The organism is Bradyrhizobium sp. BR 10261 (assembly GCF_019455395.1).
GTDB lineage: Bacteria > Pseudomonadota > Alphaproteobacteria > Rhizobiales > Xanthobacteraceae > Bradyrhizobium > Bradyrhizobium manausense.
Genome location: NZ_JACOFQ010000045.1, coordinates 20,771 through 47,350, shown reverse-complemented (window position 1 = coordinate 47,350; position 26,580 = coordinate 20,771). Strand labels below are relative to the sequence as shown.

At 65.1% G+C, this 26,580-nt stretch carries 27 protein-coding genes; 15 read left to right on the top strand and 12 right to left on the bottom strand.

Features of this window, described 5'->3' with window-relative positions:
- Nucleotides 1–64: 64 nt before the first annotated feature.
- Entirely contained in the window at nucleotides 65–715 is a 651-nt protein-coding gene (locus HYH07_RS33765) for a TetR/AcrR family transcriptional regulator (RefSeq protein ID WP_220006512.1), read from the bottom strand.
- A 204-nt stretch (nucleotides 716–919) separates the two neighbouring features.
- Between HYH07_RS33765 and HYH07_RS33760 the strand changes: the two genes are divergently transcribed.
- From HYH07_RS33760 to HYH07_RS33750, 3 genes are all read left to right on the top strand, one after another.
- The gene (locus tag HYH07_RS33760; protein WP_220006511.1) at nucleotides 920–2,257 is read left to right on the top strand and encodes an MFS transporter; all 1,338 of its coding nucleotides are present in this window, start codon (nucleotides 920–922) and stop codon (nucleotides 2,255–2,257) included.
- A 21-nt stretch (nucleotides 2,258–2,278) separates the two neighbouring features.
- Nucleotides 2,279–3,739 carry a carboxylesterase/lipase family protein gene (locus HYH07_RS33755; protein WP_220006510.1) on the top strand — a complete coding sequence of 487 codons (1,461 nt, stop codon included), beginning with the start codon at nucleotides 2,279–2,281 and terminating at the stop codon, nucleotides 3,737–3,739.
- Between the two features lie 107 nt (nucleotides 3,740–3,846).
- Nucleotides 3,847–4,005, top strand: a complete 159-nt coding sequence (locus tag HYH07_RS33750; protein ID WP_220006509.1) for a hypothetical protein — start codon at nucleotides 3,847–3,849, stop codon at nucleotides 4,003–4,005.
- Nucleotides 4,006–4,022: 17 nt separating this feature from the next.
- Here HYH07_RS33750 and HYH07_RS33745 read toward each other — a convergent pair whose 3' ends face one another.
- Both HYH07_RS33745 and HYH07_RS33740 read right to left on the bottom strand, forming a co-directional pair.
- Nucleotides 4,023–5,339, bottom strand: a complete 1,317-nt coding sequence (locus HYH07_RS33745) for an MFS transporter (protein ID WP_220006508.1) — start codon at nucleotides 5,337–5,339, stop codon at nucleotides 4,023–4,025.
- A gap of 245 nt (nucleotides 5,340–5,584) precedes the next feature.
- Nucleotides 5,585–6,421, bottom strand: a complete 837-nt coding sequence (locus tag HYH07_RS33740) for a transporter substrate-binding domain-containing protein (RefSeq protein WP_220006507.1) — start codon at nucleotides 6,419–6,421, stop codon at nucleotides 5,585–5,587.
- Between the two features lie 288 nt (nucleotides 6,422–6,709).
- Between HYH07_RS33740 and HYH07_RS33735 the strand changes: the two genes are divergently transcribed.
- The 5 genes from HYH07_RS33735 (at nucleotide 6,710) to HYH07_RS33715 (ending at nucleotide 11,543) form a co-directional block, all read left to right on the top strand.
- Nucleotides 6,710–6,919 carry a hypothetical protein gene (locus HYH07_RS33735; RefSeq protein ID WP_228749944.1) on the top strand — a complete coding sequence of 70 codons (210 nt, stop codon included), beginning with the start codon at nucleotides 6,710–6,712 and terminating at the stop codon, nucleotides 6,917–6,919.
- Between the two features lie 132 nt (nucleotides 6,920–7,051).
- The gene (locus tag HYH07_RS33730) at nucleotides 7,052–8,713 is read left to right on the top strand and encodes a thiamine pyrophosphate-binding protein (protein WP_220006506.1); all 1,662 of its coding nucleotides are present in this window, start codon (nucleotides 7,052–7,054) and stop codon (nucleotides 8,711–8,713) included.
- Nucleotides 8,714–8,716: 3 nt separating this feature from the next.
- On the top strand, nucleotides 8,717–9,982 hold the full coding sequence (locus tag HYH07_RS33725) for an FAD-binding oxidoreductase (RefSeq protein ID WP_220006505.1): 1,266 nt from the start codon (nucleotides 8,717–8,719) through the stop codon (nucleotides 9,980–9,982).
- 9 nt (nucleotides 9,983–9,991) lie between these two features.
- A complete protein-coding gene (locus HYH07_RS33720) occupies nucleotides 9,992–10,735 on the top strand; it encodes an aspartate/glutamate racemase family protein (RefSeq protein ID WP_220006504.1) in 744 nt (247 codons plus the stop codon).
- 103 nt (nucleotides 10,736–10,838) lie between these two features.
- Complete coding sequence (locus HYH07_RS33715; RefSeq protein WP_228749942.1) at nucleotides 10,839–11,543, top strand: GntR family transcriptional regulator; 705 nt, start codon at nucleotides 10,839–10,841, stop codon at nucleotides 11,541–11,543.
- A gap of 270 nt (nucleotides 11,544–11,813) precedes the next feature.
- On the opposite strand, the gene HYH07_RS33710 is transcribed toward HYH07_RS33715, so the two are convergent.
- The 3 genes from HYH07_RS33710 to HYH07_RS33700 all read right to left on the bottom strand — a co-directional run bounded on the left by HYH07_RS33710 (nucleotide 11,814) and on the right by HYH07_RS33700 (nucleotide 15,642).
- On the bottom strand, nucleotides 11,814–12,608 hold the full coding sequence (locus tag HYH07_RS33710; RefSeq protein ID WP_220006502.1) for an IclR family transcriptional regulator: 795 nt from the start codon (nucleotides 12,606–12,608) through the stop codon (nucleotides 11,814–11,816).
- Between the two features lie 77 nt (nucleotides 12,609–12,685).
- A complete protein-coding gene (locus tag HYH07_RS33705) occupies nucleotides 12,686–14,419 on the bottom strand; it encodes an FAD-dependent oxidoreductase (protein ID WP_220006501.1) in 1,734 nt (577 codons plus the stop codon).
- A gap of 8 nt (nucleotides 14,420–14,427) precedes the next feature.
- The gene (locus HYH07_RS33700; protein WP_220006500.1) at nucleotides 14,428–15,642 is read right to left on the bottom strand and encodes an ABC transporter substrate-binding protein; all 1,215 of its coding nucleotides are present in this window, start codon (nucleotides 15,640–15,642) and stop codon (nucleotides 14,428–14,430) included.
- A gap of 356 nt (nucleotides 15,643–15,998) precedes the next feature.
- Here HYH07_RS33700 and HYH07_RS33695 point away from each other — a divergent pair, with 356 nt between their 5' ends.
- The 5 genes from HYH07_RS33695 (at nucleotide 15,999) to HYH07_RS33675 (ending at nucleotide 20,229) form a co-directional block, all read left to right on the top strand.
- A complete protein-coding gene (locus HYH07_RS33695) occupies nucleotides 15,999–17,300 on the top strand; it encodes an MFS transporter (RefSeq protein WP_220006514.1) in 1,302 nt (433 codons plus the stop codon).
- 210 nt (nucleotides 17,301–17,510) lie between these two features.
- Complete coding sequence (locus tag HYH07_RS33690) at nucleotides 17,511–17,972, top strand: Hsp20 family protein (RefSeq protein WP_220006499.1); 462 nt, start codon at nucleotides 17,511–17,513, stop codon at nucleotides 17,970–17,972.
- 74 nt (nucleotides 17,973–18,046) lie between these two features.
- A complete protein-coding gene (locus tag HYH07_RS33685; RefSeq protein ID WP_220006498.1) occupies nucleotides 18,047–18,538 on the top strand; it encodes an Hsp20/alpha crystallin family protein in 492 nt (163 codons plus the stop codon).
- An 86-nt stretch (nucleotides 18,539–18,624) separates the two neighbouring features.
- Nucleotides 18,625–18,960, top strand: a complete 336-nt coding sequence (locus tag HYH07_RS33680; protein WP_220006497.1) for a hypothetical protein — start codon at nucleotides 18,625–18,627, stop codon at nucleotides 18,958–18,960.
- Nucleotides 18,961–19,122: 162 nt separating this feature from the next.
- Nucleotides 19,123–20,229, top strand: coding sequence for a trypsin-like peptidase domain-containing protein (locus tag HYH07_RS33675; protein WP_220006496.1), 1,107 nt, complete (start codon nucleotides 19,123–19,125; stop codon nucleotides 20,227–20,229).
- A gap of 70 nt (nucleotides 20,230–20,299) precedes the next feature.
- Here the strand turns inward: HYH07_RS33675 and HYH07_RS33670 are convergent, their stop codons facing one another.
- A complete protein-coding gene (locus tag HYH07_RS33670) occupies nucleotides 20,300–20,476 on the bottom strand; it encodes a hypothetical protein (RefSeq protein WP_167353965.1) in 177 nt (58 codons plus the stop codon).
- Nucleotides 20,473–20,691, bottom strand: a complete 219-nt coding sequence (locus HYH07_RS33665; protein ID WP_220006495.1) for a hypothetical protein — start codon at nucleotides 20,689–20,691, stop codon at nucleotides 20,473–20,475. Before HYH07_RS33665 ends, HYH07_RS33670 begins: the two co-directional genes overlap by 4 nt.
- 278 nt (nucleotides 20,692–20,969) lie before the next feature.
- On the opposite strand from HYH07_RS33665, the gene HYH07_RS33660 reads away from it, so the two are divergent.
- Nucleotides 20,970–21,386, top strand: a complete 417-nt coding sequence (locus tag HYH07_RS33660) for a hypothetical protein (RefSeq protein ID WP_220006494.1) — start codon at nucleotides 20,970–20,972, stop codon at nucleotides 21,384–21,386.
- A 66-nt stretch (nucleotides 21,387–21,452) separates the two neighbouring features.
- Here HYH07_RS33660 and HYH07_RS33655 read toward each other — a convergent pair whose 3' ends face one another.
- Nucleotides 21,453–22,304: a CoA ester lyase gene (locus HYH07_RS33655; protein WP_220006493.1), complete on the bottom strand. Its 852-nt coding sequence runs from the start codon at nucleotides 22,302–22,304 to the stop codon at nucleotides 21,453–21,455.
- A 248-nt stretch (nucleotides 22,305–22,552) separates the two neighbouring features.
- On the opposite strand from HYH07_RS33655, the gene HYH07_RS33650 reads away from it, so the two are divergent.
- Nucleotides 22,553–23,719: an acyl-CoA dehydrogenase family protein gene (locus HYH07_RS33650; RefSeq protein WP_220006513.1), complete on the top strand. Its 1,167-nt coding sequence runs from the start codon at nucleotides 22,553–22,555 to the stop codon at nucleotides 23,717–23,719.
- Here HYH07_RS33650 and HYH07_RS33645 read toward each other — a convergent pair.
- The 3 genes from HYH07_RS33645 to HYH07_RS33635 all read right to left on the bottom strand — a co-directional run bounded on the left by HYH07_RS33645 (nucleotide 23,716) and on the right by HYH07_RS33635 (nucleotide 26,525).
- Nucleotides 23,716–25,290 (bottom strand): AMP-binding protein, encoded by a 1,575-nt coding sequence (locus HYH07_RS33645; RefSeq protein WP_220006492.1) that lies wholly within the window; start codon nucleotides 25,288–25,290, stop codon nucleotides 23,716–23,718. The two genes, HYH07_RS33650 and HYH07_RS33645, sit on opposite strands and share 4 nt — an antisense overlap.
- A 30-nt stretch (nucleotides 25,291–25,320) precedes the next feature.
- A complete protein-coding gene (gene upp, locus HYH07_RS33640; RefSeq protein ID WP_220006491.1) occupies nucleotides 25,321–25,956 on the bottom strand; it encodes a uracil phosphoribosyltransferase in 636 nt (211 codons plus the stop codon).
- Between the two features lie 101 nt (nucleotides 25,957–26,057).
- Nucleotides 26,058–26,525, bottom strand: a complete 468-nt coding sequence (locus tag HYH07_RS33635) for a hypothetical protein (protein WP_220006490.1) — start codon at nucleotides 26,523–26,525, stop codon at nucleotides 26,058–26,060.
- Between the last annotated feature and the right edge of the window lie 55 nt (nucleotides 26,526–26,580).

Below are 26,580 nucleotides of genomic sequence, written 5' to 3'. Positions count from 1 at the left end.
GATAGGCCGCGGCGTACTGGATTCCCCGCCTCCGCGGGGAATGACAGCGCGTGTGTGGCGACTGCTAAGCCTTCGCTTCCAGCCACGCCAGGATCATCTCCACGATCTGGCTTCTGCTCCTCGCCAGCACCTTCGGCTCGCTCAGATCGCGATCGAACAGTGCCCCGAACGTATGCCGGTTGGCGACGCGGAAGAAGCAGTAGGAGGAGATGGCCAGATGCAGATCGATGGCATCGACGTCATCACGGAACGCGCCTTCTTCGCGGCCGCGCTTCAAAATGCCGTCTAGCGTTGCAATCACGCTGGCGTTGAGCTCACGCAGTTGGAGATTCTGCTTCAGATGCTTGCCGTGGTGGATGTTCTCGATCGAGACGAGGCGGATGAAGTTCGGGTTGCGCTCGTCGTGGTCGAAGGTCGCCTCGATCAGCCGGCGCAGGCCTTCGCGCGCGTCGCAGCTTTCGATATCGAGCTGGTCTTCCAGCGCGCGGATGCTGCGATAGGCCTCTTCCAGCACGGCGAGGTAGAGCTGCTCCTTGCCGCCGAAATAATAATAGATCATCCGCTTGGACGTGCGGGTCCGCGCGGCGATCGCGTCGACGCGGGCGCCGGAATAGCCCTCCGAGGCGAATTCGGCCATCGCCACTTCGAGGATGTCGCGCTTGGTGCGTTCGGGGTCGTTGGTGCGCTTGGATGGTGGCGGCCTGCGCTTGAGCATCACAATTTCTCCCGCCGGTTCTATGGATCACCTTGAAGGTGAAGGCAAATTTCGCCCAATCCGACGATCCAGGATGCTTGCATAAACGTACTAGTTCGTACATTATGCCGAAAGACCAAGGTTGCGGCAACCAAAAGCAAAAACGGGCAAGCCCGGACGGGCGTGATGCGAGCCGCGACCGCCATCGTACGGGGAGGACGATTGATGAGCTTGACCTCAACTGCATCGCTGCACGCGCCGTCCAGCGCGGAAACCACACAGAACAAGCTGCCGAAGCGCGCCGCGCTCGTCAGCTTCGTCGGCAGCATGCTCGAATACTATGACTTCTTCATCTACGGCACTGCGGCGGCGCTGATCTTTCCAAAAGTGTTCTTCGCCAATGTCGATCCCGGCACCGCGACGCTGCTTGCGCTGCTGTCGTTCGGCATCGGCTATATCGCGCGCCCCGTCGGCGCCGTCATCCTCGGCCATTTCGGCGACCGCATCGGCCGCAAGACGGTGCTGCTGTTCACGCTGGTGGTGATGGGCTTCTCGACGCTGGCGATCGGCCTGTTGCCTGATGCCAAGACCATCGGCAATGCCGCGCCCATCATCCTGACGCTGCTGCGGCTGTTGCAGGGCCTGTCGGCCGCCGGCGAGCAGAGCGGGGCGAACTCGCTGACGCTGGAGCATTCCGCCAATTCCAACCGCGCCTTCTTCACGAGCTGGACGTTGAGCGGCACCCAGGCCGGCGCGATCCTGGCAACGCTGGTGTTCATTCCCGTCGCCGGCATGCCGGAAGACCAATTGCTGAGCTGGGGCTGGCGCATTCCGTTCCTGCTCTCGGCGCTGGTGCTGCTGGTGGCTTATCTGGTGCGCCGGACCATGCCGGAAACGCCAGTGTTCGAGGACATCAAGGACAAGGCGCAGGTGGCGCGCTTCCCCGTCGTGGCGCTGCTGCGCGACTACTGGCCGGACGTGCTGCGCGTGATCGTCTGCGCGCTGATCGCGACCGTCAGCACGCTCACGGCGGTGTTCGCGCTCGGCTATGCCACCAGCAAGTTCGGCGTCGCGCGTCCGACCATGCTGTGGGCGGGCGTGCTCGGCAATGTCGTGGCGCTGTTCGCGCAGCCGCTCTGGGCCTTGCTCGCCGACAAGATCGGCCGCAAGCCGGTGTTCATCGGCGGCGTGCTCGGTTGCGCCGTGCTGCTGTTCCCCTACTTCATGCTGGTGACGACGGGCAGCACGACAGCGATCTTCGCCGCCGCGATCGGCCTCTACATCATCTACTCCGCGCCCAACGCGATCTGGCCGTCGTTCTACGCCGAGATGTTCGAAGCGCGGGTGCGCTATTCCGGCACGGCGATCGGCACCCAGCTCGGCTTCCTCGCCGCCGGCTTCACGCCGCTGGTGAGCGCGAGCCTCGTCGGCGAGGGTCCGAATGGCTGGATCCCGGTTGCGATCTTCGTCGCGGGCTGCTGCGTCGCCTCGGCCGCGGCCGCATCAACCGCGCGCGAAACCCACAAGGTCGACATCGCCGATCTCGGCAAGCGGCGCGCGTGAGCGCAAGACGGGACAAGATCGATGCTGACCAACGCCGTTCCGACCACGCTCGGCCCCGTCATCGGGGCCGGGCAGGGGCACGTCCGCGCCTTCAAGGGCGTGCCGTTCGCGATGGCGCGGCGCTTTGCCAAGGCGACGCCGCCCCTTGCGTGGACCGGGCCGCGCCGCTGCACGGATTACGGCCCTTATGCACCGCAGCCGGGGCAGCTCGATCAGCCGGAGGAATCCTGTCTCAGCCTCAACATCTGGACGCCTGTCGGCGCTGATCGCCCGCTGCCGGTGCTGTTCTTCATCCATGGCGGCGCCTTCGTCACCGGTGGCGGCGCCGATTACGACGGCACCTTCCTCGCAGCGCGCGGTCCGGCCGTCATCGTGACCATCAACTACCGGCTCGGCCCGCTCGGCTTCCTGCAACTGCATCGCCATGGCCTGAGCGAAGCCAGCAATCTCGCGATCTCGGATGCCCTCGCTGCGCTCGACTGGGTCCACGCCAACATCGCCAATTTCGGCGGCGATCCCGACAAGGTGACGCTGTCGGGCCAGTCGGCAGGCGCGTCCATGGTGATCGCGCTCGCAACGCTGCCACAGGCCAAGGGCAAGTTCGCCCGCGCGCTGGCGCTGAGCGCGCCGGGGCGCAACATCATGAGTGCGGATCATGCCGACCACATCGCGCGTCGGGTGCTCGCGGAGCTCGAGATCGAGCAAGACCAAGGCGCGATCGTATCCGTGCCGCTGCCGAAACTGTTTGCAGCCGTCGAGCGTGTCGGCCGCAGGATCGCGGACGAAACGGAAGCAGGCACCGTGTTCGGGCCTGTGCTGGACGGCGCCGTGATCCCGCGTGAGCCGCGCGATGTGTTTGCCGATGGGACTCTGCGCGATGTCGAGCTCTGGCTCGGCTCCTGCCGCGACGAGATGGTGATGTTCCTGAAGAGCACCCCGCCCGCCGCGATGATCCGCGCCACCGAGCGCAATTTGCGCGTTGCTTTCGGCGATGCCGGCTGGGAACGGCTGCTGGCATGCTATCGCGGTTCAGTGCGTCCCGACGAGGACCCGTACGAGGCGCTGCTGTCGGATGCGTTCTGGCATCGCCCGATGGCCGATCTGGCGCGGAGCCACGCGGAAGCAGGCGGCGCGGTGTGGCTCAGCCGGTTCGACCATCGCCCGGCGCTGGAGCCGTTTCTGTCACAGGGGCCGACGCATGGCGCCGACAATGCCTGCCTGTGGGCGCATCTGCCTGATTTCATCGATCGCCCGATCCTGAAGCGCAAGGGCGGACCGATGACGCCTGCCGACATCGACGTCGCAGCACGGTTTCAGACCAGCCTGCTGCGCTTCGTGACTTCAGGCATGCCCGATGTTGCGCAAGCCTGGCCGCGGTTCGAGCCTCACAAGGAATCGCTCGCTATCTTCGGCCAGCCGTTTCAGGTTGTCCCTCTCAACGAGGGCGCGCGTTCCCGGCTGTGGGCGGAGCTGAGCGCGTGAGACGGGGTGCTCGAAGCCGCCTCCTGTAATCTGCTTCACAGGCGAATGCGTCGATCTGCGCTAGACAAGGTCAGGCCCTGTCGAAGCGGCCGAGTTCGGAGCTGGCGATGATTGCTGCACTTGCAAGAGCAATATCCCGCGCGACGGGAACCAATGTCGATCTCGAAACTGTGAAGATCCTGATGATCTTCTCCGGTGCCGGCCTCCTGGTCTCGCTCGTCGCCGCGATGATCTACGGACAGGCTCTCAACGCCGCGCTGTTCTGAGCGCGTCGCAATCCCCGTCAGGCCACGGGTTCCTTGGGACGGCTTCGCTCACGCGGCGCCAGCGGCGGCGCCTGCTTCAGCGGAGCTGCTTCGCGTGGCGCGGCGTCGCTGCCTGGCACGTGTTCGACCGGCGCAGGGCCGTGGTCGCGCCAGGCGACAAACCAGATCAGCAAGCCGAGGACTGCCAGCCCCGCGCCGACGGGACCCGTCGAGGTCCAGCCGAGCCCCTGACGAATGGCAAGGCCACCCAGGAACGGGCCGAGCGCATTGGCGGTGTTGAACGCCGAATGGTTGAGTGCGGCGGCAAGCGCCTGCGCATCTCCGGCAACATCCATCAGCCGGGTTTGCAAGATGGCACCGAGCGCGACACTGGCTCCAATGGCAAAGATGTCGATCGCGAGCAGCCAGGGATTGCCGGCCGCAAGCGGAAAGGCCAGCAGCGCCACGGCCGCAAACACCAGGATGCCGCCCGCGGTCGGCATCAAGGCGCGGTCGGCGAAGCGCGGCACGAACAGATTGCCGAGCGTGGCGCCGATGCCGAAGATGGCCAGAAAGAACGGGATGACCTCGGTGCTGACCTTGGTGACCTCGATCAACGTCGTCGCCAGATAAGTGTAGACGGCGAACATGCCGCCGAAGCCGATGGCGCTGATCGCGAGCGTGGTCCAGACCCGGCGGCTCCTAAGCGCGCCGAGCTCGCGCAGCGGATCCGACCGGCCGGCCTGGTCGCGCGGCGCGAACGACGCGCACAGCAGCATCGTGAGCAAGGCCAGCACCGACACGAGGCCGAAGCTCGCGCGCCAGCCGACCATCTGGCCGATCAGATTGGCCAGCGGCACGCCGATGATGGTGGCGACGGTCAAACCCAGCATCACCTGGCCGACCGCTTGCGAGCGGCGGTGTTGCGGCACGAGCGAGGCCGCAACCAGCGCGGCGATGCCGAAATAGGCGCCGTGGGGCAGGCCCGAGAGGAAGCGGGCCGCGACCATCGAACCGAAGCCGGGCGACAGCGCAGTGAGGGCGTTGCCGAGCGCGAATACGGCCATCAGCGCCAAGAGCTGCGTGCGCCGGGCGAATTTCGCGCCGAGCACCGCGATCAGCGGTGCGCCCAGCACCACGCCGAGCGCATAGGCGCTGATCGCGTGCCCGGCGGCCGGCTCGTCGATGTGAAGGTCAGCCGCGAAGAACGGCAGCAGGCTCATCGACGCGAATTCGGTGGTCCCGATCGCAAAGCCGCCCATCGCGAGCGAGAACAGGACGATGGCGAGATGAGGGGGCGCTGAATGGGATTTCGGTTTCGCGCTTGGCGAGGTCGCGTGAGGCGAGGTCGTCATGTGTCCTGCTTAGGTGACGGCAACGGGAACCAGCCCAGCAAACGTCGCCATCCCTGCAGTCTTTGTCTCACCTACTTAAACGCGCGTGGATTCGCGTCAACACCGGAAGCGCCACGTAAGGCGGCGCGCATATCAGCGTCCCGGTTTATTCAGGGCGTCCGCGTCAATATGTCCGGTGCAACCGGCTCAAGAACGTCTTCAGCCGCTTGCTGCGCGGCTGACGCGTCCCCGACATGATTGACCGATCAGAACTGCACTTCGCCGGGAATGTCGTCGGCGCTGAGGCCGACGGTTTGATAGGCCTTCAGCAGCCATTCGCGAGTCTGGCCGAGCGACCGGTTGTAGTCGGCCCAGGCGCTGAGGAAATCCTTGTAGCGGCGGTCGGCTTCGGCGCGGATGCCGAGATTGGTCGGCAGTGTCAGGATCGGCCGCGGGATCGCGAGGTCGCCGAGCGTCGGATTCTTCTTCAGTGTGAAGATCGACAGCACCGCGAGCGAGACGTTGCAGTCGGCACGGCCGGTCGACACGGCGAGGATCGCCTCGTCGCGGGTCTTGAAGCCGAGGATGTCAGCCTTCGGGCAGTAGCGGCGCGCGATGGTCTCGTGCGTCGAGCCGATGTCGACGGCGATCTTGACCTCCGCCTTGTTGAGCTCGGACCAGGTCTGCGGCTTGGCGAAGCCCTTCTTGGTGATGACAGTGAAGGAGTGCACCAGGATCGGGGTCGAGAAGTCGATGACCAGCGAACGCTCGGGCGTCGGGTTCACGGCGAAGGCGAGGTCGACCTTGTCGGCCTGCAGATCCAGGATCTGGTTGCCCCAGGTCGATTCCAGCATCTCGACCTTGGCGCCCAGCTTGCCCGCAATGTCATTCGCCATGTCGATGCAGGCGCCCGACCATTGATTGGTGGCGAGGTCCTTGTGGAAATAGGGGTCCTGGCCGGCGATGACGGCGATGCGCAGCACGCCGGTCTTCTTGATGCGATCGAGCGTGGAGCTTGGCGCGGTGTCGGCCTTGACTGACGCGGTCGCGGCCATTGCGGCGCCCGCCAGCGCGACGGTGGTGAGTGCGTCCCTGCGGTTCATCGTCGGTACTCCCTCGGGGATCTATGGGCTCCGGCCGGTCGACTATTTCTGTATTCAGAACATAATGCAATATGGTATTGCGGCCTTGCCGGGGATTTGAGCTATGAGGCAGGTTAGAGCCTAGTCCATTGGCAAAGCGAGAGAAAATTTTGTGAAGCCGGGGTCGGATATTGGACGGGTCTGCGGGCATCGGGATTGTGAGGAGAAGTCCGTGCGTGCTGTTTTCGTCGATGCCAATGAGACGCTGCCGCGGTCACCGAGAAGCTGCTGGGCGCGGCGGAATTGCCCGTGAGCATCGTCAGCAATCCTTCCATCACGCCCGACGATCTGCCCGGCCTGCCCGGCCTGCTCGGCGATGCCGAGATCATGATCGTCGATCACACCGCGGTGCCCTCGGCGATTGCGGAGAAGTGCAAGGCGCTGAAGCACGTCGTATTCCTCGGTGCCGGCGTGCGCAGTTGCCGCCGCATCATCGCGAGCAGGTCGTGCAATCGATGAGACCCGGCATGATGCCCGCGCAGATCGGAAAGCCTTTCGATGTTGCGCGCTCCTGCCGCCTGTCCTACCCACCTCCGAACCAGATTTGCGCGAGGCGCCACACCTATCGCGAGAAGCCAGCAGGGAGCCGTCATGACCATCAGAAACACCCGCACCGGGGGCCAGATCCTGATCGACCAGCTGGTCGCGCAAGGCGTCGAGCGCGTCACCTGCGTTCCCGGTGAGAGCTACCTCGCGGCGCTCGATGCGCTGCATGATAGCCCGATCGACGTCGTGATCTGCCGCGCCGAAGGCGGCGCTGCGATGATGGCGGAAGCCTATGGTAAGCTGACGGGCCGCCCGGGCGTTTGCTTCGTCACCCGCGGCCCCGGCGCCACCAATGCCAGCCACGGCGTCCACATCGCGATGCAGGACTCCACCCCGATGATCCTGTTCGTCGGCCAGGTCGACACCGGCATGCGCGAGCGCGAGGCGTTCCAGGAGCTCGACTACAAGGCGGTATTCGGCTCCATGGCGAAATGGGCCGTCGAGATCGATCGCCCCGACCGCATTCCCGAGCTGGTCGCGCGCGCCTTCCGCGTCGCCATGCAGGGCCGTCCGGGTCCGGTGGTGATCGCGTTGCCGGAGAACATGCTGACCGAGACCGCCGCCGTGGCCGACGCCATGCGCATCGAGCCGGCGGTGAGCTGGCCGGCGCCCGCCGATGTCGAGAAGGCCGGTGCGCTGCTCGCCAGCGCCAAGGCACCGCTGGTCATCCTCGGCGGCTCGCGCTGGACCGATGAGGCCACCAGGAGCATCGCGCGGTTTGCCGAACGCTTCGATCTGCCGGTCGCGACCTCGTTCCGCCGGGCCTCGCTGATCGATGCCGATCATTCGCATTATGCCGGCGATCTCGGCATCGGGCCGAGCCCGGGCCTGAAGGCGCGCATAGACAATGCCGATGTCATCCTTCTGATCGGCGGCCGCATGTCGGAGATGCCGTCCTCGTCCTACACGCTGCTCGACATCCCCTCACCGAAGCAGAAGCTGATCCATGTGCATCCGGGCTCGGAAGAGCTCGGCCGCATCTATCAGCCGGAGCTCGCGATCCAGGCGACGCCGGCCGCGTTCGCCGCTGCCGTGGAGACGCTGAAGCCTTCAGGCACTGTTGCCTGGAAAGGCGAGGCCGCCAAGGCGCATGCCGATTATCTCGCCTGGACCGAGAAGGCGCGGGAGCTCCCGGGCAATTTCCAGTACGGTCAGGTCATGACCTGGCTGCGCGATCGGTTGCCGAAGGACGCGATCGTCTGCAACGGCGCCGGCAATTATGCCGGCTGGATTCATCGCCATCATCGCTTCCACAGCTTTGCCTCGCAGCTTGCGCCGACCTCGGGCTCGATGGGGTATGGCGTGCCGGCCGGCGTGCTGGCCAAGCGGCAATATCCTGACCGTGTCGTCGTCGCCTTCGCCGGCGACGGCTGCTTCCTGATGAACGGCCAGGAGTTTGCGACTGCCGTGCAGTATGACGCGCCGCTGATCGTGATCGTGGTCGACAACTCGCAATACGGCACCATCCGCATGCACCAGGAGCGCGACTATCCCGGCCGCGTCGTCGGCACCCAGCTGAAAAATCCTGATTTCGCGATGTACGCGAAAGCGTTCGGCGGACATGGCGAGCGGATCGAGCGTACCGAGGAATTCGCACCGGCATTCGAGCGCGCGCTCGCTTCCGGCAAGCCGTCGATCCTCCACTGTATCATCGATCCCCGGGCGATCTCGGTCGGCAAGGATTTTGTGCCGCAGGTGAAGGCGTAAGCGATGTCCGAGGGTCGCCACGTCGCCATCATCGGAGCCGGCGCGATCGGCGTGATCAGCGCCATCGAGGCGCTGCGCGAAGGGCATCGCGTCACGCTGATCGACCCGGGCGAGCCGGGCGGCGAACAGGCGGCGAGCTACGGCAATGCCGGCTGGCTCTCCTCGCATTCGGTGATCCCGCCGGCAGAGCCCGGCGTCTGGAAGAAGGTGCCGGGCTATCTGATGGACCCGCTCGGCCCGCTCGCGATCCGCTGGTCATATCTGCCGAAGGCGCTGCCCTGGCTGGTCAAATATCTGCTGTCCGGCTGGACCGAGGCGCGTGTCGAGAAGACCGCGTTCGCGCTGCGCGACCTCCTGAAGGACGCGCCGCTGTTGCACCGGAAGCTGGCGGAAGAAGCTGGCGTGCCTGAGCTGATCGAGCGCAACGGCGTGATGCATGTGTTCCCGTCGCGCGGCAATTTTGACAACGATCTCGGCTGGCGCCTGCGCAGGAAGGTCGGCGTCGAGTGGCTGGAGCTGAACGCCGACGAGATACGTCAACGTGAGCCGGATCTGCATCCGCGCTATACCTTTGCTGTCGTGGTGGAGGAGGCCGGTCGCTGCCGCGATCCCGGCGCTTATGTTGCGGCGCTTGCCCAGCATGCGCTGGCGAGCGGCGCGAAGCTGGTTCGTGCCAGGGCAACCGGGCTTAGGCTGAGCGGCAACAAGCTCGTCGCCGTTCTCACCGACACCGGCGAGATTGCTTGCGATGCCGCTGTGGTGGCCGCCGGCGCGCGGTCGAAGCGGCTGACTGCGTCTGTCGGCGATCCGCTACCGCTCGAAACCGAGCGCGGCTATCACGTCATGATCGAGAACCCGGAAGCAGGTCCGCGCAGCTCGATGATGGCCTCCGACGCCAAGATGGTGGCAAACTGGACCAACAAGGGCTTGCGCGCCGCCGGCACGGTCGAGATCGCGGGCCTCGAGGCCGCGCCGAACTGGAAGCGCGCGGAGATTCTGCGCGACCACCTTCTCAGCATGTTTCCGAAACTGCCGCAGGACATTCCGGCCTCGCGCATCAAGATGTGGTTCGGCCATCGTCCGAGCATGCCGGACGGACGTCCTTGCATTGGCTGCTCACGCGCCTCGCGCGACATCGTCTATGCCTTCGGCCATGGTCATGTCGGCCTGGTCGGCTCGGCTCGCACCGGCCGCCTCGTCGCCCAGCTTCTGAGCGGCAAGCCGCCCGAAATTCCGCTTGCGCCGTTTTCTCCCGATCGCTTCCTCTGAGCTCGCAACATGACTTATTCTTCCAGTTCCTCATCCCGCATCGCCCGTGGCGGCAAGGCCATCTACGGCGCGCCACTCGGCATCCTGATGCTGGAAGCGCGCTTTCCGCGCATCCCCGGCGACATGGGCAATGGCACGACCTGGCCCTTCCCCGTGCTCTATCGCGTGGTGAGCGGGGCATCGCCGGAGAAGGTGGTGCTGAAGGGCGCGGCTGGCCTGCTGCCTGATTTCATCGATGCGGCGAAGGACCTGGTGCGGCTCGGGGCCGAGGCCATCACCACCAATTGCGGCTTCCTCTCGCTGTTCCAGAAGGAGATCGCCGCCGCCGTTGGCGTGCCGGTTGCGACCTCGTCCTTGATGCAGGTGCCGTGGGTGCAGGCGACCTTGCCGCCTGGCAAGCGCGTCGGTCTCGTCACGGTATCGGGCTCGACCCTGACACCGGCCCATCTCGAAGGTGCCGGCGTGCCGCTCGATACGCCGGTGGTCGGTACCGAGCACGGCAAGGAGTTTTTCCGCGTCCTGATCAAGGCCGAGAAGGACGACATGGACGTCGCCCAGGCCGAGCGTGACGTGGTCGAGGCCGGCAAAGAGCTGGTCGCGAAAAACCCCGACGTCGGCGCCATCGTGCTCGAATGCACCAACATGCCGCCTTATGCGGCAGCGCTGCAGGCCGAAGTCGGGTTGCCCGTTTACGACATCTATTCCATGATCACCTGGTTTCATGCCGGACTGCGCCCGCGCGCCTTCGGCTGATTCCTGATGTCGCACGGCTCCTCGCACCCTCTGCTGTTGTTTGCATTGCAATCGCCGCCGCAGCCCCGGTATATTTGGCTGTGTTCGGGCATGAATGCAGTTGATGATGAGCAACGTGGAACTGGCCTCCGACAGTATCGTCGATCGCGTCTATGAACAGCTCAAGGCCATGGCCGTGAGCTATGAGTTCAAGCCGGGCGAGCGGCTCAACGAAGGCGAACTGGCCAAGCGCCTCGGCGTCAGCCGCACGCCGCTGCGCGAAGCGCTCAACCGTCTCAACACCGAAGGTTTTCTGCGCTTCACGCCGGGCAAGGGCTTCTTCTGCCGCGAGCTCGACGCCCACGAGATCTTCGATCTCTACGAGCTGCGCAAGTCGATCGAAGTCGCCGCGGTCCGCCTCGCCATCAAGCGCGCCAAGGACGAAGATATCGACGCGCTGCTGAAATTCCTCGAGGCCACCGGCCCCGATCCCGGCGACCGCACCTCGGTCGAACTCGTCGAGCTGGACGAGACTTTTCACGAGCGGCTGATGGCGATGTCGAACAATGCCGAGATGCTGCGCGTCTTGCGCAACGTCAACGCCCGCATCCGCTTCGTGCGCTGGATCGACATGGACAGCATCAACCGTACCAACACCCAGGCCGAGCATCGCGCGGTGATCGAGGGCCTGATGGCACGCAACGAAGAGGTCTGCGTCTCGGTGCTGGAGAAGCACATCGACCGCCGCCTCGATCGCATCACCTCCGCGATCAAGGAAGGCTACGCGCAGATCTATATGCCGGCGGCGCTGAGAGCTGGGGCGAATTGAGGCTCTTCTGCAGTATCGTAGGGTGGGCAAAGCGAAGCGTGCCCACCACCTAGTCGTGGCACGGCGCAAGTGCGCCTTTGCCCACCCTACGATTTCTACACGGTGCCGGTGAAGGATAAGCAGGGCGGCTCCATTCTCGCTGTCATCGCCCGGCTTGACCGGGCGATCCAGTAGGCCGAGACGGCGGTGATTGAACCGATAGGCCGCGGCGTACTGGATGCCCCGCCTGCGCGGGGCATGACACCTGTTGTGAGGCGGGCGGTTCGCCTTTCACTCCGCCGCAACATTCATTCCGTAACCCAGCCGCTTCGAAATTGCCCCCGCGCAATCGCGCAAGGCGTGCGCGATCGGGCTGTCCCAGCGCGCATCGAACGTGCCTTCCGGTCCCATCGCGGTGATGACCAGCGCGACATGGCCTGAATGATCGAACACAGGCGCGGCGAACGCATTCACGCCGGGCAGCGGATCGCCGAGCGCGCGGGCGAGCCCGTGCTTGCGAACCTCGGTGAGCATCTCGGCGACCTTGGCGCCCTTCACCGGCCGCTTCGGATTGTAGCCGACGCCCTGGCGATCGAGGCCGCTTTCGAGTGCGGCATTGATGGTCTTCTCCGGCAGGAAGGCCGCGAAGGCGCGCCCCGTGGCTGTCTCCAGCAGCGCCATCACCGATCCCGCGCGCATGACGATGTGGACGGGCTGGCCGGGCTCTTCGAGCTGCACCACGGTCGGGCCGTGCGTGCCCCAGACCGCGAGCGAGACCGCGTGGCCGATCTGGCTTGCGAGCGCCGCGATCTTCGGTTGCGCGATGCGCACGCCGGAGAGGCGGCGCAGGCTGATCAGTCCGAGCTCGAGCGCCAGCGCGCCGATCTCGTAGCGGCCGGTGGTCTCGTCCTGCTCGATCAGCCCGATGCGGGAGAAGCTGGCGAGATAAGGATGCGCCTTGGCCGGCGTCATGCCGGCTTCGCGCGCGAGATCGCGCAGCATCATCGGCTCGCCGCATCTCGCGAGCGCGCGCAGCAATTCTCCGCCGACCTCGATCGATTGGATGCCGCGGCTTTCTTTCTTCATGCGTCCCCGATGCGCTTCAGTCCTTGTTTGAGCATGATCTGGCCGGAAAACCGCTGCACACTTTTCCGGATCATGCTCTACGCCGCGTCGCGCTTGGTGGCGCTGTCGGCAAGATGTCGCCCGGCAATGTAGCCGAAGGTCAGCGCCGGCCCAAGCGTGATGCCGGCGCCGGGATAATTGCCGCCCATGATGCTCGCCATGTCATTGCCGGCGGCATAGAGCCCGGGAATCACCCGGCCTTCAGCGTCGAGCGCGCGCGCGTTCTCGTCGGTGACGATACCGGCATAGGTGCCGAGATCGCCTGTTACCATCTTGATGGCGTAGAACGGGCCGTTCTCGATCGGCGCGACGCAAGGATTGGGACCGTGCAGCGCGTCGCCCTGGTAGCGGTTATAGGCTTTTGAACCTTTGCCGAAGGCGGGGTCCTGTCCGAGCGGTGCGGTCGCGTTGAACTGCCTGACTGTCTCCGCAAGGGCCTTCGCGTCGATGCCGGCCTTTGCCGCCAGCGCTTCCAGCGTATCGCCGCGCATGAGATAGCCGCTCGCGAGATGATGTCCCAGCGGCATCGGGAACGGCGGCACGCAGCCGAGGCCGTATTTGCGCAACGTCTTGTGATCGCAGACGAGATAGGCCGCGATCTCCTCGCCGGGCTTGGCCGCCTTGATCATGGCCTGGACGAAGTCGTGGTACGAATTGCCTTCATTGGCAAAGCGCTTGCCGTCGCGCATCACCGCGATCACGCCGGGCTTGGCACGATCGATGAAGTGCGGCATCACGCCTTTCGAGCCGTCCTTGCGCGTCGTGAGCGACACCGGCACCCAGGCCGCCGCGTTCGGCAGGCGATCCTCAATATGTCCGCCCGCGCTTTCGGCGAGGCGCAGGCCGTCGCCGGTATTGCCGGTCGGCCCCGGCGAGAAATGCTCCGCGCCGGTCGGTGCATGCGGAAACATCTTCTTGCGCCGTTCGACATCATGTGGAAAGCCGCCGCAGGCGAGCACGACGCCCCGCCTCGCGCGGACGCGGACGCCGCGTCCCTCGCGCGACACGATCGCGCCGGTCACTGTGCCATTCTCGACCGTCAGCTCGCGCACCGGCGAGGACAACCACATCGGGATCTTCAAATCCTGCGCGGACTTTGCGAGTCGACCCGCCAGCGCATTGCCGTTGGTCAAGGTCATGCCGCGGCCATGGCGCAGCACGTCCATCAGGTGGCGCGATAGCCGCTTTGCGACATAGACCGCTGACGTCAGCGACTTCGTGACGCGCATGAAATGGATGATCTCTTTGCCTGACCCCAGCATCATGCCGAACACGGTGAGCTCGGGCAGGGGCATGCCGAGCGTCTTGATGAGGTCGCCCAGCTCACGGCCATCGAACGGTCGCGTCACCATGGAGCGGCCGCCTTGCGCGCCGCCGGGCGCCTCGGCGTGATAGTCGGGGAAGACCAGCGGCATGTCGAAGCGGAGCGCGGTCTTGGTGGTGAAGAAATCGACCGCCTCGGGGCCGGCGCTGAGGAACGCATCGACGCGCGCCGCATCGAAATTGTTGCCGGCTTCGTGGCGCAGATAGGTGCGGGCCTGCTCCGGCGTCTCTTCGATGCCGTAGGCTTTCGCCAGGGAGGTGCCCGGAATCCACAGCCAGCCGCCGGAGCGCGCGGTGGTGCCGCCGAAGCGCGGTTCCTTCTCGACGATCAGCACCTCGAGGCCGCGATATCTCGCGGTGATCGCCGCCGACATGCCGGAGCAGCCCGATCCCGCCACGAGCACGTCGCACTCGTATGTTTCGCTTGCGCTATGCTCGCTGCCGGCCATGTCTCACCTCACTGCTTCAGCAGCGGACATTTGGATTCGGAGACCGGGCGGAAGGCATCCTCGCCCTTCACGGTCTTGATGATCTCCAGATAATCCCAGGGCTCCTTGGACTGCTCGGGCGCCTTGACCCTGGCCAGATACATGTCGCGGATGACGCGGCCGTCCTCGCGCAACTTGCCGCCATGGACGAAGATATCCTCGATCGGCAGCTCGCGCATCTTGGCCATCACCTTGGCGGGGTCGTCGGTGCCTGCAGCCTTGATGGCCTTGAGATAATGCAGCACCGAGCCGTAGACACCGGTGTGGATCATGGTCGGCATCACCCTGGTGCGCTCATAGAATTTCTTGGACCATGCCCGCGTGGCCTCGTCCATGTTCCAGTAGGACGCCGTCGTCATGTAGGTGCCCTGCGCCGACTTCAGGCCGATCGCGTGCACGTCAGTGTCGAACATCAAGAGGCCGACGAGCTTCTGGCCGCCTTGGACCAGGCCGAACTCGCCGGACTGCTTGATGGCATTGTCCGTATCCTGGCCGGCGTTGGCGAAGGCGACGACGTCAGCCTTGGAGCTCTGCGCCTGCAGCGCAAAGGACGAAAAATCCGCGGTATTGGTGGGGTGCTTGACGCCGCCGAGCACCTTGCCGCCCATCTCGTTGATGAAGCGCGTGGCGTCCTTCTCGAGCTGCTGGCCGAAGGCGTAGTCCGCGGTGATGAAGTACCAGGATTTTCCGCCTTCCTTGATCACGGCGGACGCCGTCACCTTCGACAGTGCGTAGGTGTCGTAGGTGAAGTGCACCGTGTTCGGGCTGCACAGCTCGTCGGTGAGCGAGCTCGCGCCGGGGCCGGAGAGCAGGGCGATCTTGCCCCGCTCGCGCACCATGTTGTGCACGGCGATCGCGATGCCGGAATTGGGGATGTCGACCACCGCGTCGACCTTGCCGTTGTCGAACCAGCCGCGCACGATCTGCACGCCGACATCGGTCTTCATCTGGTGATCGGCGCTGATGATCTCGATCGGCTTGCCGAGCACGGTCGGCCCGAACTCCTCCACCGCCATCCTGGCGGCCTCGACCGAGCCCGGCCCGGAGTTGTCGCGGCCCCAGCTCGACAGATCCGTCAGCACGCCGATCCGCACTGCATCGTCGGAGACCTGCGCGCGCGCGACATTGGTCATGGCAGCCGAAGTCATGGCCGCGAGCATGGCGCAGGCCAAGAGCCCTCTCATCGAAGTTTCCTCTCGTTATTGGCCGCTTGGTGCGGCGGGTTGTTATGGCGATGAGTTAGATATAAACGAATGAATTTGTCAATAGCGAATAAGGGAATTTGGGCGAGGCGGTGCTTGCTGCTTCCGCAATCATGAGTGCGGAACAGGCGCGCCATACGTTCGGTGTCATCGCCCGACTTGATCGGGCGATCCAGTATTCCTGAGACGGTTGGGATTGAGCCGAGACGCCGCGGCTGGATTCCCCGCCTTCGCGGGGAATGACCGAGGGCTGAGAACGAGGAAACCAACACGCGGGCAGGTTGCAACCATATCCGCGATTATCCATGATGCCGGCTGGAATCGCGGGGCACATGGCAATGACGGCGGCAACAGGAGTCTCCGGCGAAACGGAGCGATCGACGACGGCGCATGTGGTGTGGGCGAGTGCGCTCGGCACTGCGATCGAGTGGTATGACTTCCTGATCTACGGCACGGCGGCCGCGCTCGTGCTCAACAAGCTGTTCTTCCCGAGCTTCGATCCCTTCGTCGGGACGCTGGCGGCATTCTCCACTTATGCGGTCGGTTTCGTGGCGCGGCCGATCGGCGGCGCCATCATCGGGCATTACGGCGACCGGCTCGGCCGCAAGAGGATGCTGGTCGCGACCATGATCGCGATGGGGCTCGGCACCTTCCTGATCGGCTGCCTGCCGACCTACAGCCAAATCGGTGTATGGGCGCCGATCCTGCTTGTCATCCTGCGCTTTGTGCAAGGCATCGGCCTCGGCGGCGAGTGGAGCGGCGCGGTCGTGATGGTGGTTGAGCACGCCGGTAACAGGCGCGGCTTCTACGGCAGCCTGGTGCAAATCGGCTTTCCCGTTGGCGTTGCTGCCTCCACCGGCATGTTCGGGCTGATGACGCAACTGCCCGAGGCCTACTTCCTGAGTTGGGGCTGGCGCGTGCCGTTCTGGATCAGCATTCTGCTGGTCGGCATTGGTCTCATCGTACGGCTCAAGCTTGCGGAGACGCCGCACTTCAAGGAGGTGGTCGAGCGCAAGGAGGTGCTGGCGCAGCCGGTGTGGGAGGTGCTTCGCCGCGATTGGCGCAGCTTTCTGCTGGCGATCGGCATCACGATCTCGGAAGTTGGGCTCGCTTATCTCCTTACTGTCTTCACCGTGCTGTATGCCACGACAAAACTCGGCCTCCCGCGCCAGGTGATCCTGAATGCGGTCGTCTATGCCGCGCTCGTCGAGTTCGCCACGTTGCCGCTCGCCGGCTGGCTCTCCGATATTTTCGGCCGCAAGGCGCTGTATCTTGCCGGCGGCGTATTCACGGTGGCGCTCGCCTTTCCGCTGTTCTGGTTCCTCGACACCAGGGAGCCGGTGCTGATCACGCTTGCGCTCGTCGTCACGATGACGCTGACGCACGGGCTGCTGTTCGGGCCGAAGGCGGCATTCATGCCGGAACTGTTCCGCACAAAGGTGCGCTACAGCGGCGCCTCGCTCGGGGCAAATGTCGCGGCCGCCTTGAGCGGCGGCTTCTCGCCGCTGATCGCGACCGCGCTGCTCGCCTGGGCCGGCAGTCCCTGGCCGGTGTCGCTCTACATCATCGCGCTCTCGGTCATCACGATCATTGCGACCTTGATGACGCCGGAGACGGCGCGCGACACGCTGAAGTCCTGAGGCATCCCCGGGGACCGGCTGGGCGGCCAAAATTTTTCGAGCCTCCCCCCTTGAAACCGCCAGCCGTTTTTCTAATTGATTTTTCGCCGCGAGAGCGGTGTGCCGGGCGCCAGATCGGGCCCGGTGCGGGCGCCGGACCGGTCGTCGGACCCGTCTGATACCCTGTCCTGCGCTCCTTCGTATCCATCTTGCTCTTTGGAGGACTTGGTTATGAGGACCAGTTTTGACTTTGCGCCCCTGTGGCGCTCCACCATCGGCTTCGATCACCTGGCCGACCTCGTCGACAGCACGCTGCGCCAGGCGACCGAGGACAACTATCCCCCCTACAATATCGAGCGCTCCGGCGAGGACCATTACCGCATCAGCCTTGCGGTGGCGGGTTTCAGCGCCAGCGATATCACCGTGACGGCCGAGCAGAACGCTCTCACCATCGAGGGCAAGAAGCCCGAGACCGCCTCGCGCGAATACCTGTACCAGGGCATCGCCGCGCGTCCGTTCCGGCGCGTGTTCAATCTCGCGGACTATGTCCAGGTGAAGCAGGCCTCGTTCCAGGACGGGCTCCTGATCATCGACCTCGTCCGCGAGGTTCCGGAAGCCATGAAGCCGCGTCGGATTCCGATCGCGGACGGCGCTCCTGCGGCATCGCAGATCGAGCAGAAGAAAGCAGCCTAAAGCGCTCGATCGGTCCAACGGCGGAACGCGGCGTGCAATGCGCGCCGCGCTCCCGATGCATGAAGGAGACAAGCATGGCTTTTCGTGACCTCATTCCCTGGTCGAGAAACCAGGAGCTTGCGCCCACGCGGGACAATTTCGACCCCTTCCTGACGCTTCACCGCGAGATGAACCGTCTGTTCGACGACGTTTTCCGCGGCGTTAGTGGGACCGGTCTGTCGCCGCTGATGGAAGGCCGTTTCGGCTGGCCGAAGGTCGAACTGAGCGAGACCGACAAGACACTGACGGTGTCCGCCGAGCTTCCCGGCTTGACCGAGAAGGACGTCCAGGTCGAGATCGCCAATGGCGTCCTGACTGTCCGCGGCGAGAAGAAGGCGGAGCGCAACGGCGAGGGCCGGTACTTCACCGAGCGCTATTATGGGGCCTTCGAGCGGCAGATCCCGCTGGAAGGCGTCGAGGAGGACAAGGCCGAGGCGTCGTTCAGGAACGGCGTCCTGACCGTGTCGCTGCCGAAGTCCGAGAGGGCGCGCGAAGGCGTCAAGCGCATCGCGATCAATACGCAATAACAACAAGCCGGACGGCGGTCTTTGGCGCCGCCGTCCCCCGTCAACGAACCCGTCCCTTTGAAAGGAGTATGAGGGAGGCACCGCCGATGACCAACGTGAATACCAATTTCGGCAATCTCAATCCGCTGTTTCATCCCGCCGCCCATTACGATTCACCAGCCGAGGTCCTGAATGCACAGGATCTCTCCACGCCGGAGAAGCGGATCATCCTGTCATCCTGGGCATCCGACATGTACGCGGTGGAATCCTGTCCCGCCTTGCGCGAGATCCCCGGCATGGGCCACACGGTCCGGCTCGCCGATATCCTGGCCGCCCTGCGCAAGCTCGACGGCGACAACGACAATGACGACCCGCCGCGCGGCGGCGGCGTCCCGATGCGGCTGCGGCGGCCATGGGCCGCCGCCGAGGGGCAAAGCGCATGATGCTCACACAGACTGTTCTCGCGCTCGTGCTGCTCGGCCAGGCTTCGGCAGTCTGGGCGGTTCCATTTCTGGCTCTGCAAGGCCTCGTCACCGGGGCGCGTGCCGAGATCTGAGGCCAGAGCCTTTACGTTCCAATCCCAGGCAAGGTAGCAGGTACGGAAGATGCGTGCTGTGCGTTTGCTCCTGCTGGCGATGCTGGTGCTGACGCCAACGGCGTTGCAGCCTGCTGCCGGCCAAATTCCCGACCTGAAGACCGGCGGCTCGCTGCCGACCCTGGCGCCGCTGGTGCGTCAGGTGACGCCCGCCGTGGTCAACATCTCCGTGCACGGCCGCGTGCGGGAAGATAACCCTCTCTACCGCGACCCGATGTTTCGCGAGTTCTTCGACGTCCCCAGGCAGATCGAGAAGGAGGTCAACGCGACCGGCTCCGGCGTGATCGTCGATGCCCAGCGCGGCTATGTCTTGACCAACAATCACGTGGTCGAAGGCACCTCCGCCGTCCAGATCACCACCAAGGATGGCCGGCAGTTTTCCGCGAAGGTCGTTGGACGTGATCCACCCACAGATGTCGCGGTACTCCAGATTCAGAACCCGACCGGGCTCAAGGCGCTCCCCTTCGGCGACAGCGACGCGCTCGAAGTCGGCGACTTCGTGCTCGCGATCGGAAATCCATTCGGGCTCGGCCAGACCGTGACGTCAGGTCTCGTCAGCGCGCTGGGCCGGACTGGAATCGGCAAACAGGGCTATGAGGATTTCATCCAGACCGACGCCGCAATCAATCCGGGCAATTCCGGCGGGGCCCTGGTCAGCCTGCGCGGAGAACTCGTCGGCATCAACTCGGCGATCATCTCGCCGGCCGGCGGCAATGTCGGCATCGGCTTTGCCATTCCCGTCAACATGGCACGCAAGGTGATGGAGCAGATCATCGCCAACGGTGGCGTCGAGCGCGGCCGTATCGGCATCTCGCTGAACGATCTGCATCCCTCGGCCAACAGGGGATTGATTCAAGGCGCCGTCATTGCCGAGGTGGCCGCGGATTCGCCCGCGGAAAAGGCAGGCTTGCGCAGGGGGGATGTGGTCACCGGAGCAGACGACCGCCCGATCCGCACCGCCGCCCAGCTCCGCAACACGATCGGCCTTGCCCGCGTCGGCGAGGATGTGAGGCTCTCGGTCTTGCGTAACGGCGTTCCGCTCACCGCGAGCGTCAGGATCGCGCCCGCGAGTGAATCCAGCAGCGCCCTCGCAGGGCCCAATCGTCTCGTTCGTTGAATCGGTCGCAGGGGGCCGAAGATCAGCGGTGTATCCCCTGCGAGGGTGGTGAGCCCCCTGACATCGCGGCTCAAGCCGCGCGGTGATCCTGCTCGCCTTGCAAGTCGCGGATCAGCCTCCGCTCGCGTTCGATCCGCTGGAGATAGAGCTCGCGCTCCTGCTCGGACTTTGCGCCCGCCAGGAGCAGTTCGTAATGGCCGATCACCTTTTCGCTGCCGCGAATGAGCAGCTCTCGCTGGCTGATCATTGCATTGCTCCTCTCACATCGATCGGCGCCTGGGTGGCAGAGAGAGCAACCGGGAAGGTCGCCGCGGTCAGGCTTTCGAGCGCCGACCTTTCTTCCGTGAGACGTCTCTCGATGAACTGGCGTTCGAGCTCCGACAGCCTGGTCCTCAGAAGACGCCGGTAACGGTGGATGTTGTTACGATGTGCACGAATGCGGACCAAATTCTCATCGAGCATCGTCGTCTCTCCAGACGGTCGCGTTGGATCCTTTGATTTTCGAGGGTGAGAAACGATGTTCTCGCCGCAAAAATATGCAGCGCGAATTGCGTGTCAAGAGATTTGCCAAACGCCGGCCATCACGAGGTCGAGCTGCGACGCCCTAGCGCTCGCGGGGCTAAGGTCATCGCCGCTTCCACCGCCGGGTTTCCCCCGTCGATTGCCTTTTGTTGGCCGGCAAGCGAACCTCCTGTGGCCATATTTGAGTCAGAGTGATCGCCGGTGAGGGAGTCGCTCTGATGAAGAAAGTTCTGATCACTGCCATTGTGATGCTGGCCGCCGTGCCCGCAAGCGCCGTTGCGCAGGAGCGCGCCGGCTCGGCGGCGCTCGGAGCCGTGTCCGGCGCGGTCGTGCTGGGGCCGGTCGGTGCCGTCGCGGGTGCCGTGATCGGCTATACCGCCGGTCCTGCCATCGCCCGGTCATGGGGCATGAGAGGTTCGCGCTCGGCAAGACACCGGCAGCCGCCACGTCGCGAGGTGTATGGGGCGACGGCCGCCGGTGCGCCCCCACGCACCCGCGAGACGATGGAGGCCAACGGTCAGATGACAGCGGCCGGCAATCCGCCGGTCCAAGCCGCTCCCGTGTCGCAACCGGCTCAAGTCGCGCCTGCGTTGCCAGCGGCAACCACGACGCCACCCATTCAGGGATTCGACTGAAACCAGGCCGCGGTGGTCTTCGGCCGCAGCCGATCGACCGTCCGCGCCATCAGCGCGCCCACTTCTCTAGATCTGGCCCAGGATCTTCTTCGCGGCACGAAGGTGCGGCTTGTCGATCATCTGGCCGTCGAGGCGCAGCGTGCCGGCGTCTGGATTGCTCGCGAACGCGGCGATGACCTTCTCCGCCCATGCCCGCTCGGTGTCGGTCGGCGCGAACGCCGCGTTGACGATGTCGACATGCTTGGGATGGATCAGCGCCTTCGCCGAAAAGCCGTCGCGCCGCGCGGCGCGGGTTTCCTGCTCGAGGCCTGCGAGATTGTCGATGTCGGTATAGACAGTGTCGATCGGCGCCACTTCCGCCGCGGCCGCCGCCATCAGGCACAGATCACGCGCGAGGCGGTAGGGACTGTGGAACACGCCGCCTGACGCCTTCTCGGTCGCGCCGAGCGAGGCGGAAAGATCTTCCGCGCCCCACATCAAGCCGGCAAGGCGAGGGGAGCAGCCCCTGTAGCTGCCGAGCCCGAAGATCGAGCTGGCGGTTTCCGTCGCGACACAGACGATGCGTGTTGCGCCTGCTGTGATTCCGGATGCTGCTTCCAGCGCTTCAAGCCAGGTCGCAACCTGGCGCACGTCATCGCCGCCTTGCGATTTCGGTAGCACGATGCCGTCAGGCTTGCCCGGCATGACGGCGGCGAGATCGGTCAGCGTCATGCCGGTTTCGAGCGCGTTGATGCGGACATAGAGCTGGTGCGGGCCGGGGCGGCTCCTCAGCATCGCAAGCGTCAGGGTCCGCGCCTCGGGCTTCTTGTCGGTGACGACGGAGTCCTCGAGATCGATGATCAGGGCGTCGGCCTTGCCTTCGCTCGCCTTCTCGAATTTGCGCGGGGAATCGCCCGGCACGAACAGCATCGAACGCATCAGGCCGGCCTCTTGTGCATCATCGCGGTTTCCCTCCTTGCGAAATAACGGCGCGCTTAGCTTTGCGCCGCATGACGCCATGCATGTTAGACACAGTTGACGGACAAATTCACGTATCTGCATGCGGTTTTTCGAGCTAAAGAACGAAAAGCCAGGGCATGTCGGGCGCGGCAAGCGCCATGGCCTTTGCGCGGGAAACGCGATCGGGAGATGGCGCAATCGCGGCTCCCAACAAGGAGATCAAGACCATGGATTTCGCGCTCACCGATCAGCAGGAAGCCATTCGCGACGCCATCGCCAAGATCTGCGAAGGCTTTCCCGACGCCTATTGGCTGAAGAAGGACCACGACGGCGGCTTCCCACACGATTTTCACAAAGCGCTGGCCGACGCCGGCTGGCTCGGCATCTGCGTTCCGGAAGAATATGGCGGCTCCGGCCTCGGCATCACCGAAGCTGCGATCATGATGCGCACCATTGCCGAATCCGGTGCCGGCATGTCCGGCGCGTCTGCGGTGCATATCAACGTGTTCGGTCTCAACCCCGTGGTCGTGTTCGGCACAGAAGAGCAGCGCAAGCGCATGCTGCCGCCGATGGTCGAGGGCCGCGAGAAGGCGTGCTTCGCGGTCACCGAGCCGAACACCGGGCTCAACACCACCCAGCTCAAGACCCGCGCCGTTGCCAAGAACGACCGCTATATCGTCAACGGCCAGAAGGTGTGGATCTCGACCGCGCAGGTCGCGCACAAGATCCTGCTGCTGGCGCGCACCACGCCGCTGGAGGAGGTGCGCTCGCCCACCCATGGCCTCAGCCTGTTCTACACCGACTTCGACCGCAACAGGATCAAGGTCCACGAGATCGAGAAGATGGGCCGCAAGATCGTCGATTCAAACGAGCTGTTCTTCGAGGATTTCGAGATCCCGATGGAGGACCGCATCGGCGAAGAGGGCAAAGGGTTTCAGTACATCCTCGAAGGCATGAACCCCGAGCGCATCCTGATCGCGGCGGAAGCCGTTGGCCTCGGCAAGCTCGCACTGTCGCGTGCGACCGAGTATGCCAAGACGCGCGTCGTGTTCAACCGGCCGATCGGAAAGAATCAAGGCATCCAGCACCCGCTCGCGGTGAACTGGATCGAGCTCGAGGCGGCCTGGCTGATGGTAATGCAGGCGGCCTGGCAATACGACAGGGGCTTGCCCTGCGGCGCTGGCGCGAATGCCGCAAAATATTTCGCAGGCGAAGCCGGATACCACGCCTGCGAGCAGGCGGTGATGACCCATGGCGGCTTTGGCTATGCCAAGGAGTTTCACGTCGAACGTTACTTGCGCGAGATCCTGATCCCGCGCATCGCGCCGGTCAGCCCGCAGCTCGCACTGAGCTTCATCGCGGAAAAGGTGCTCGGCCTCGCCAAGTCGTACTAGCCCAGTTCGGCCGCGATCCGCTCCATCGCGATAGTGCGGAGCCTTGCGCGCTGGATCTTGACGCCATTGGCGCTGTCGGTGACCGGGAAGGCATCCACGACATAGATCCGTGCCGGAATCTTGTAGCCGGCGAGCCGCTCGCGCAGGCGCGCCGTCAGCACCTCCTGACGCGGCGGAGCTCCGGCCGGGATCACGAAAGCGACGCAGCGCGTTTGGCCCTTCAGATCGACGGCGACGACCTGGGCGTCGGCAACGCCGGCGCAGGACTTGAGCTCGTCCTCGATCTCGCCGGGCGCGACCAGGAAGCCGCCGAGCCGCATGGCATCGCCTGCGCGGGTCTCATAGACGAAAGCGCCGCCGCGCAGGCGGCCGATATCGCCGGTGCGGAAGAAGCCGTCCGCAGTGATCGCATCCCCAGTGGCTTGCGGATTGTTGAAATAGCCGATGAAGCGCGAGGGCGCGCTGATTTCGATTTCGCCGGAGACGCCTTGCGGCGCAAGCTCGCCGGTCTCGGTGTCGCGCACGCGGACTTTCGCGTCCGGGGACATCGGCCAGCCGCCGCCCTCGATGCGGTCGGCGAAGGCGTCGCTGGCGCGCCCGATCGAGAACAGCGCCTGCACCTCGCTGGAGCCGTACAGGCCGAACAGCGGCAGGCCGCGTGCCTCGGCCTCCGCGGCCAGCTCGCGCCAGCCGGGCTGGAACGCGGCGAAGCCACAGACTTGCAGATGCGGGAACGGCCGCCTTGCGTCGGTCAGCGCAAGGATGCGGCGGAACATCTCGTCGGAGCCGAAGGTGTGGGTGATCTTGTGCTCGGCAAGGATCTTCAGCGCCGGCGCCGCCTCGAAGGCATCGAGCACGTGGACGGTGGCGCCGGCGGCGATGAAGCCGAGCAGGCTCGTCATGCCGAAGGTGCCGCAGAACGGCAGCATCGCCAGCAGGGCATGACGCTGCGGCGAAAGCTGGAGCGCTCTGGCCACGGCCTTGGCGTGGCTCGCCAGCGTTCGCTGCGAATGCGCCACCAGTTTTGGCCCTTTGGTCGTGCCCGATGTGGTGTAGAGCAACACGGGCAGATCGATCTCGTGCTGAAATGGAGCCGGGGGACAATGCTTGTCGAAGGCGTCGAAGCGCAGGCAGGGCCATTGCGCGGGGATCTCGTCTGCGCCGACCACCGCGAGCTGTTGCAGCGCGGGGACATCGGACTTGGCGATGTCGGCGAGAATGGCAGCGAAATCGATCGAGCGGAACGCCGCCTCGATGATCAGCAGCTTTGCGCCTGATAGCTGCAGGAGATGCGCGACTTCGGCGCTGCGATAACGGGTATTGACGGCGGCGACGATCGCTCCCAGCCTGGCGGCGGCAAACAGCAGCGCAATCCATTCCACGCGGTTGACCAGCCAGACCGCCACGACGTCGCCTTTGCCGATACCCTGCGCGGCAAGCCAGGCCGCGGTCTGCTCGACCTTGCGGGAAAATTCCGCGCGCGAGACGGCGGTGCCGCCAAACACGAAGGCTGGATCGGCTGATCTCTCCGATCCGATCAGTGATTGCAGTGAAACATCGTCAGCATGCATGGCAACCGGAGCCCGATCGCGCAAACCTGTCTACTTGGTGCCGAACATCCGGTCGCCGGCATCGCCGAGACCCGGCACGATGTAGCCGTGATCATTGAGCCGCTCGTCGATTGCGGCCGTCCAGATCGGCACGTCGGGATGCTCGCTCTGGAACTGGGCGATGCCCTCCGGGGCCGCCAGCAGGCAGACGAAGCGGATGTCGCGGGCGCCACGCGCCTTGAGCAATGTGGCGCCGGCGCAGGCCGAGTTGCCGGTCGCCAGCATCGGGTCCATCAGGATCACGGTGCGGTCCGACAGGTCCTGCGGCGCCTTGAAGTAATATTCCACGGCCTGCAGCGTTTCGGGATCGCGGTAGAGCCCGATATGGGCGATGCGCGCCGACGGCATCAGCGCCAGCATGCCGTCGAGAAAGCCGACGCCGGCGCGCAGGATCGGCGCCAGCGTGAGCTTCTTGCCGGCGATCTTCGGCGCCTGCATCGGGGCGATCGGCGTCTCGATGTCGACCAGCTCCAGCGGCAGGTCGCGCGTCACCTCGTAGCCGAGCAGCATCCCGATCTCGTTCAGGATCTCGCGAAAGCTCTTGGTCGAGCGGTCCTTCTCCCGCATCAGCGAAAGCTTGTGCTGGACCAGGGGGTGGGCGACGACGTTGACGCTGGATGTGCTCATGCGGCCGATCTAACACGGTTCCGCGAAGCTGCGCCAGATCGGCCGGGGCGTTTTCCGCAAGGGCGCGAAGCCCTGGCTGTGCGACGCCGCGGGGCGCCCGGTCAGCCGAAGTTCTCGCAAGAGGCCGGCTCAATGAGCGGATCCGGGGCGGGACGCACGCTGGGCACACTCGGACGAGCCGCGTCCACGGCGCGTGCCTGCACCTCTGCGAAAGCCGACATCAGCGCGATCGCGAGGTCGCCATGGCATCCCTCGATCGCTGCGTCGAGCCAGTCGGGCAGCTCGCGTTCACGCGACAGCGCGCAATGCCACTCGCCTTCGTCATAGGCGATGCGGCGGACGTGCCACAGCGGCAGCTCAAGCTCCATCAGTGCCAGCGCGGCATCGGTCCAGGCTTCGGCTTCGATCAGCTGCATCAGGCGCGCCGTGCGCTCGCTCTGGTGGAGTGAGGGGAGTCGCCGGCAGGCTTTGTCGATGATCTCGCGCATCAGCGGACCGGTCATGCCTTGCGCGTTACGCAAGCGATCGCCGAGGGAGGATGAATCGTGGTGTCGGAGAGCGGCAGTCATGTCAGGCCTCCTGGAAGCGGCGTCGGTCGGTCGGCCGGCCTGTTCAGGATGGCGG

Excerpts from the sequence above, each read along its gene's own strand:
- HYH07_RS33750 (WP_220006509.1), top strand. The coding sequence starts at position 3,847 with ATGATTGCTGCACTTGCAAGAGCAATATCCCGCGCGACGGGAACCAAT.
- HYH07_RS33760 (WP_220006511.1), top strand. The coding sequence starts at position 920 with ATGAGCTTGACCTCAACTGCATCGCTGCACGCGCCGTCCAGCGCGGAA.
- HYH07_RS33655 (WP_220006493.1), bottom strand. The coding sequence starts at position 22,304 with ATGCGTTCGATGCTGTTCGTGCCGGGCGATTCCCCGCGCAAATTCGAG.
- upp (WP_220006491.1), bottom strand. The coding sequence starts at position 25,956 with ATGAGCACATCCAGCGTCAACGTCGTCGCCCACCCCCTGGTCCAGCAC.
- HYH07_RS33745 (WP_220006508.1), bottom strand. The coding sequence starts at position 5,339 with ATGACGACCTCGCCTCACGCGACCTCGCCAAGCGCGAAACCGAAATCC.
- HYH07_RS33680 (WP_220006497.1), top strand. The coding sequence starts at position 18,625 with ATGACCAACGTGAATACCAATTTCGGCAATCTCAATCCGCTGTTTCAT.
- HYH07_RS33665 (WP_220006495.1), bottom strand. The coding sequence starts at position 20,691 with ATGCTCGATGAGAATTTGGTCCGCATTCGTGCACATCGTAACAACATC.
- HYH07_RS33755 (WP_220006510.1), top strand. The coding sequence starts at position 2,279 with ATGCTGACCAACGCCGTTCCGACCACGCTCGGCCCCGTCATCGGGGCC.
- HYH07_RS33710 (WP_220006502.1), bottom strand. The coding sequence starts at position 12,608 with ATGAAGAAAGAAAGCCGCGGCATCCAATCGATCGAGGTCGGCGGAGAA.
- HYH07_RS33705 (WP_220006501.1), bottom strand. The coding sequence starts at position 14,419 with ATGGCCGGCAGCGAGCATAGCGCAAGCGAAACATACGAGTGCGACGTG.
- HYH07_RS33700 (WP_220006500.1), bottom strand. The coding sequence starts at position 15,642 with ATGAGAGGGCTCTTGGCCTGCGCCATGCTCGCGGCCATGACTTCGGCT.
- HYH07_RS33670 (WP_167353965.1), bottom strand. The coding sequence starts at position 20,476 with ATGATCAGCCAGCGAGAGCTGCTCATTCGCGGCAGCGAAAAGGTGATC.
- HYH07_RS33725 (WP_220006505.1), top strand. The coding sequence starts at position 8,717 with ATGTCCGAGGGTCGCCACGTCGCCATCATCGGAGCCGGCGCGATCGGC.
- HYH07_RS33645 (WP_220006492.1), bottom strand. The coding sequence starts at position 25,290 with ATGCATGCTGACGATGTTTCACTGCAATCACTGATCGGATCGGAGAGA.
- HYH07_RS33715 (WP_228749942.1), top strand. The coding sequence starts at position 10,839 with ATGATGAGCAACGTGGAACTGGCCTCCGACAGTATCGTCGATCGCGTC.
- HYH07_RS33720 (WP_220006504.1), top strand. The coding sequence starts at position 9,992 with ATGACTTATTCTTCCAGTTCCTCATCCCGCATCGCCCGTGGCGGCAAG.
- HYH07_RS33635 (WP_220006490.1), bottom strand. The coding sequence starts at position 26,525 with ATGACTGCCGCTCTCCGACACCACGATTCATCCTCCCTCGGCGATCGC.
- HYH07_RS33690 (WP_220006499.1), top strand. The coding sequence starts at position 17,511 with ATGAGGACCAGTTTTGACTTTGCGCCCCTGTGGCGCTCCACCATCGGC.
- HYH07_RS33695 (WP_220006514.1), top strand. The coding sequence starts at position 15,999 with ATGACGGCGGCAACAGGAGTCTCCGGCGAAACGGAGCGATCGACGACG.
- HYH07_RS33675 (WP_220006496.1), top strand. The coding sequence starts at position 19,123 with ATGCGTGCTGTGCGTTTGCTCCTGCTGGCGATGCTGGTGCTGACGCCA.
- HYH07_RS33650 (WP_220006513.1), top strand. The coding sequence starts at position 22,553 with ATGGATTTCGCGCTCACCGATCAGCAGGAAGCCATTCGCGACGCCATC.
- HYH07_RS33730 (WP_220006506.1), top strand. The coding sequence starts at position 7,052 with ATGACCATCAGAAACACCCGCACCGGGGGCCAGATCCTGATCGACCAG.
- HYH07_RS33765 (WP_220006512.1), bottom strand. The coding sequence starts at position 715 with ATGCTCAAGCGCAGGCCGCCACCATCCAAGCGCACCAACGACCCCGAA.
- HYH07_RS33685 (WP_220006498.1), top strand. The coding sequence starts at position 18,047 with ATGGCTTTTCGTGACCTCATTCCCTGGTCGAGAAACCAGGAGCTTGCG.
- HYH07_RS33660 (WP_220006494.1), top strand. The coding sequence starts at position 20,970 with ATGAAGAAAGTTCTGATCACTGCCATTGTGATGCTGGCCGCCGTGCCC.
- HYH07_RS33740 (WP_220006507.1), bottom strand. The coding sequence starts at position 6,421 with ATGAACCGCAGGGACGCACTCACCACCGTCGCGCTGGCGGGCGCCGCA.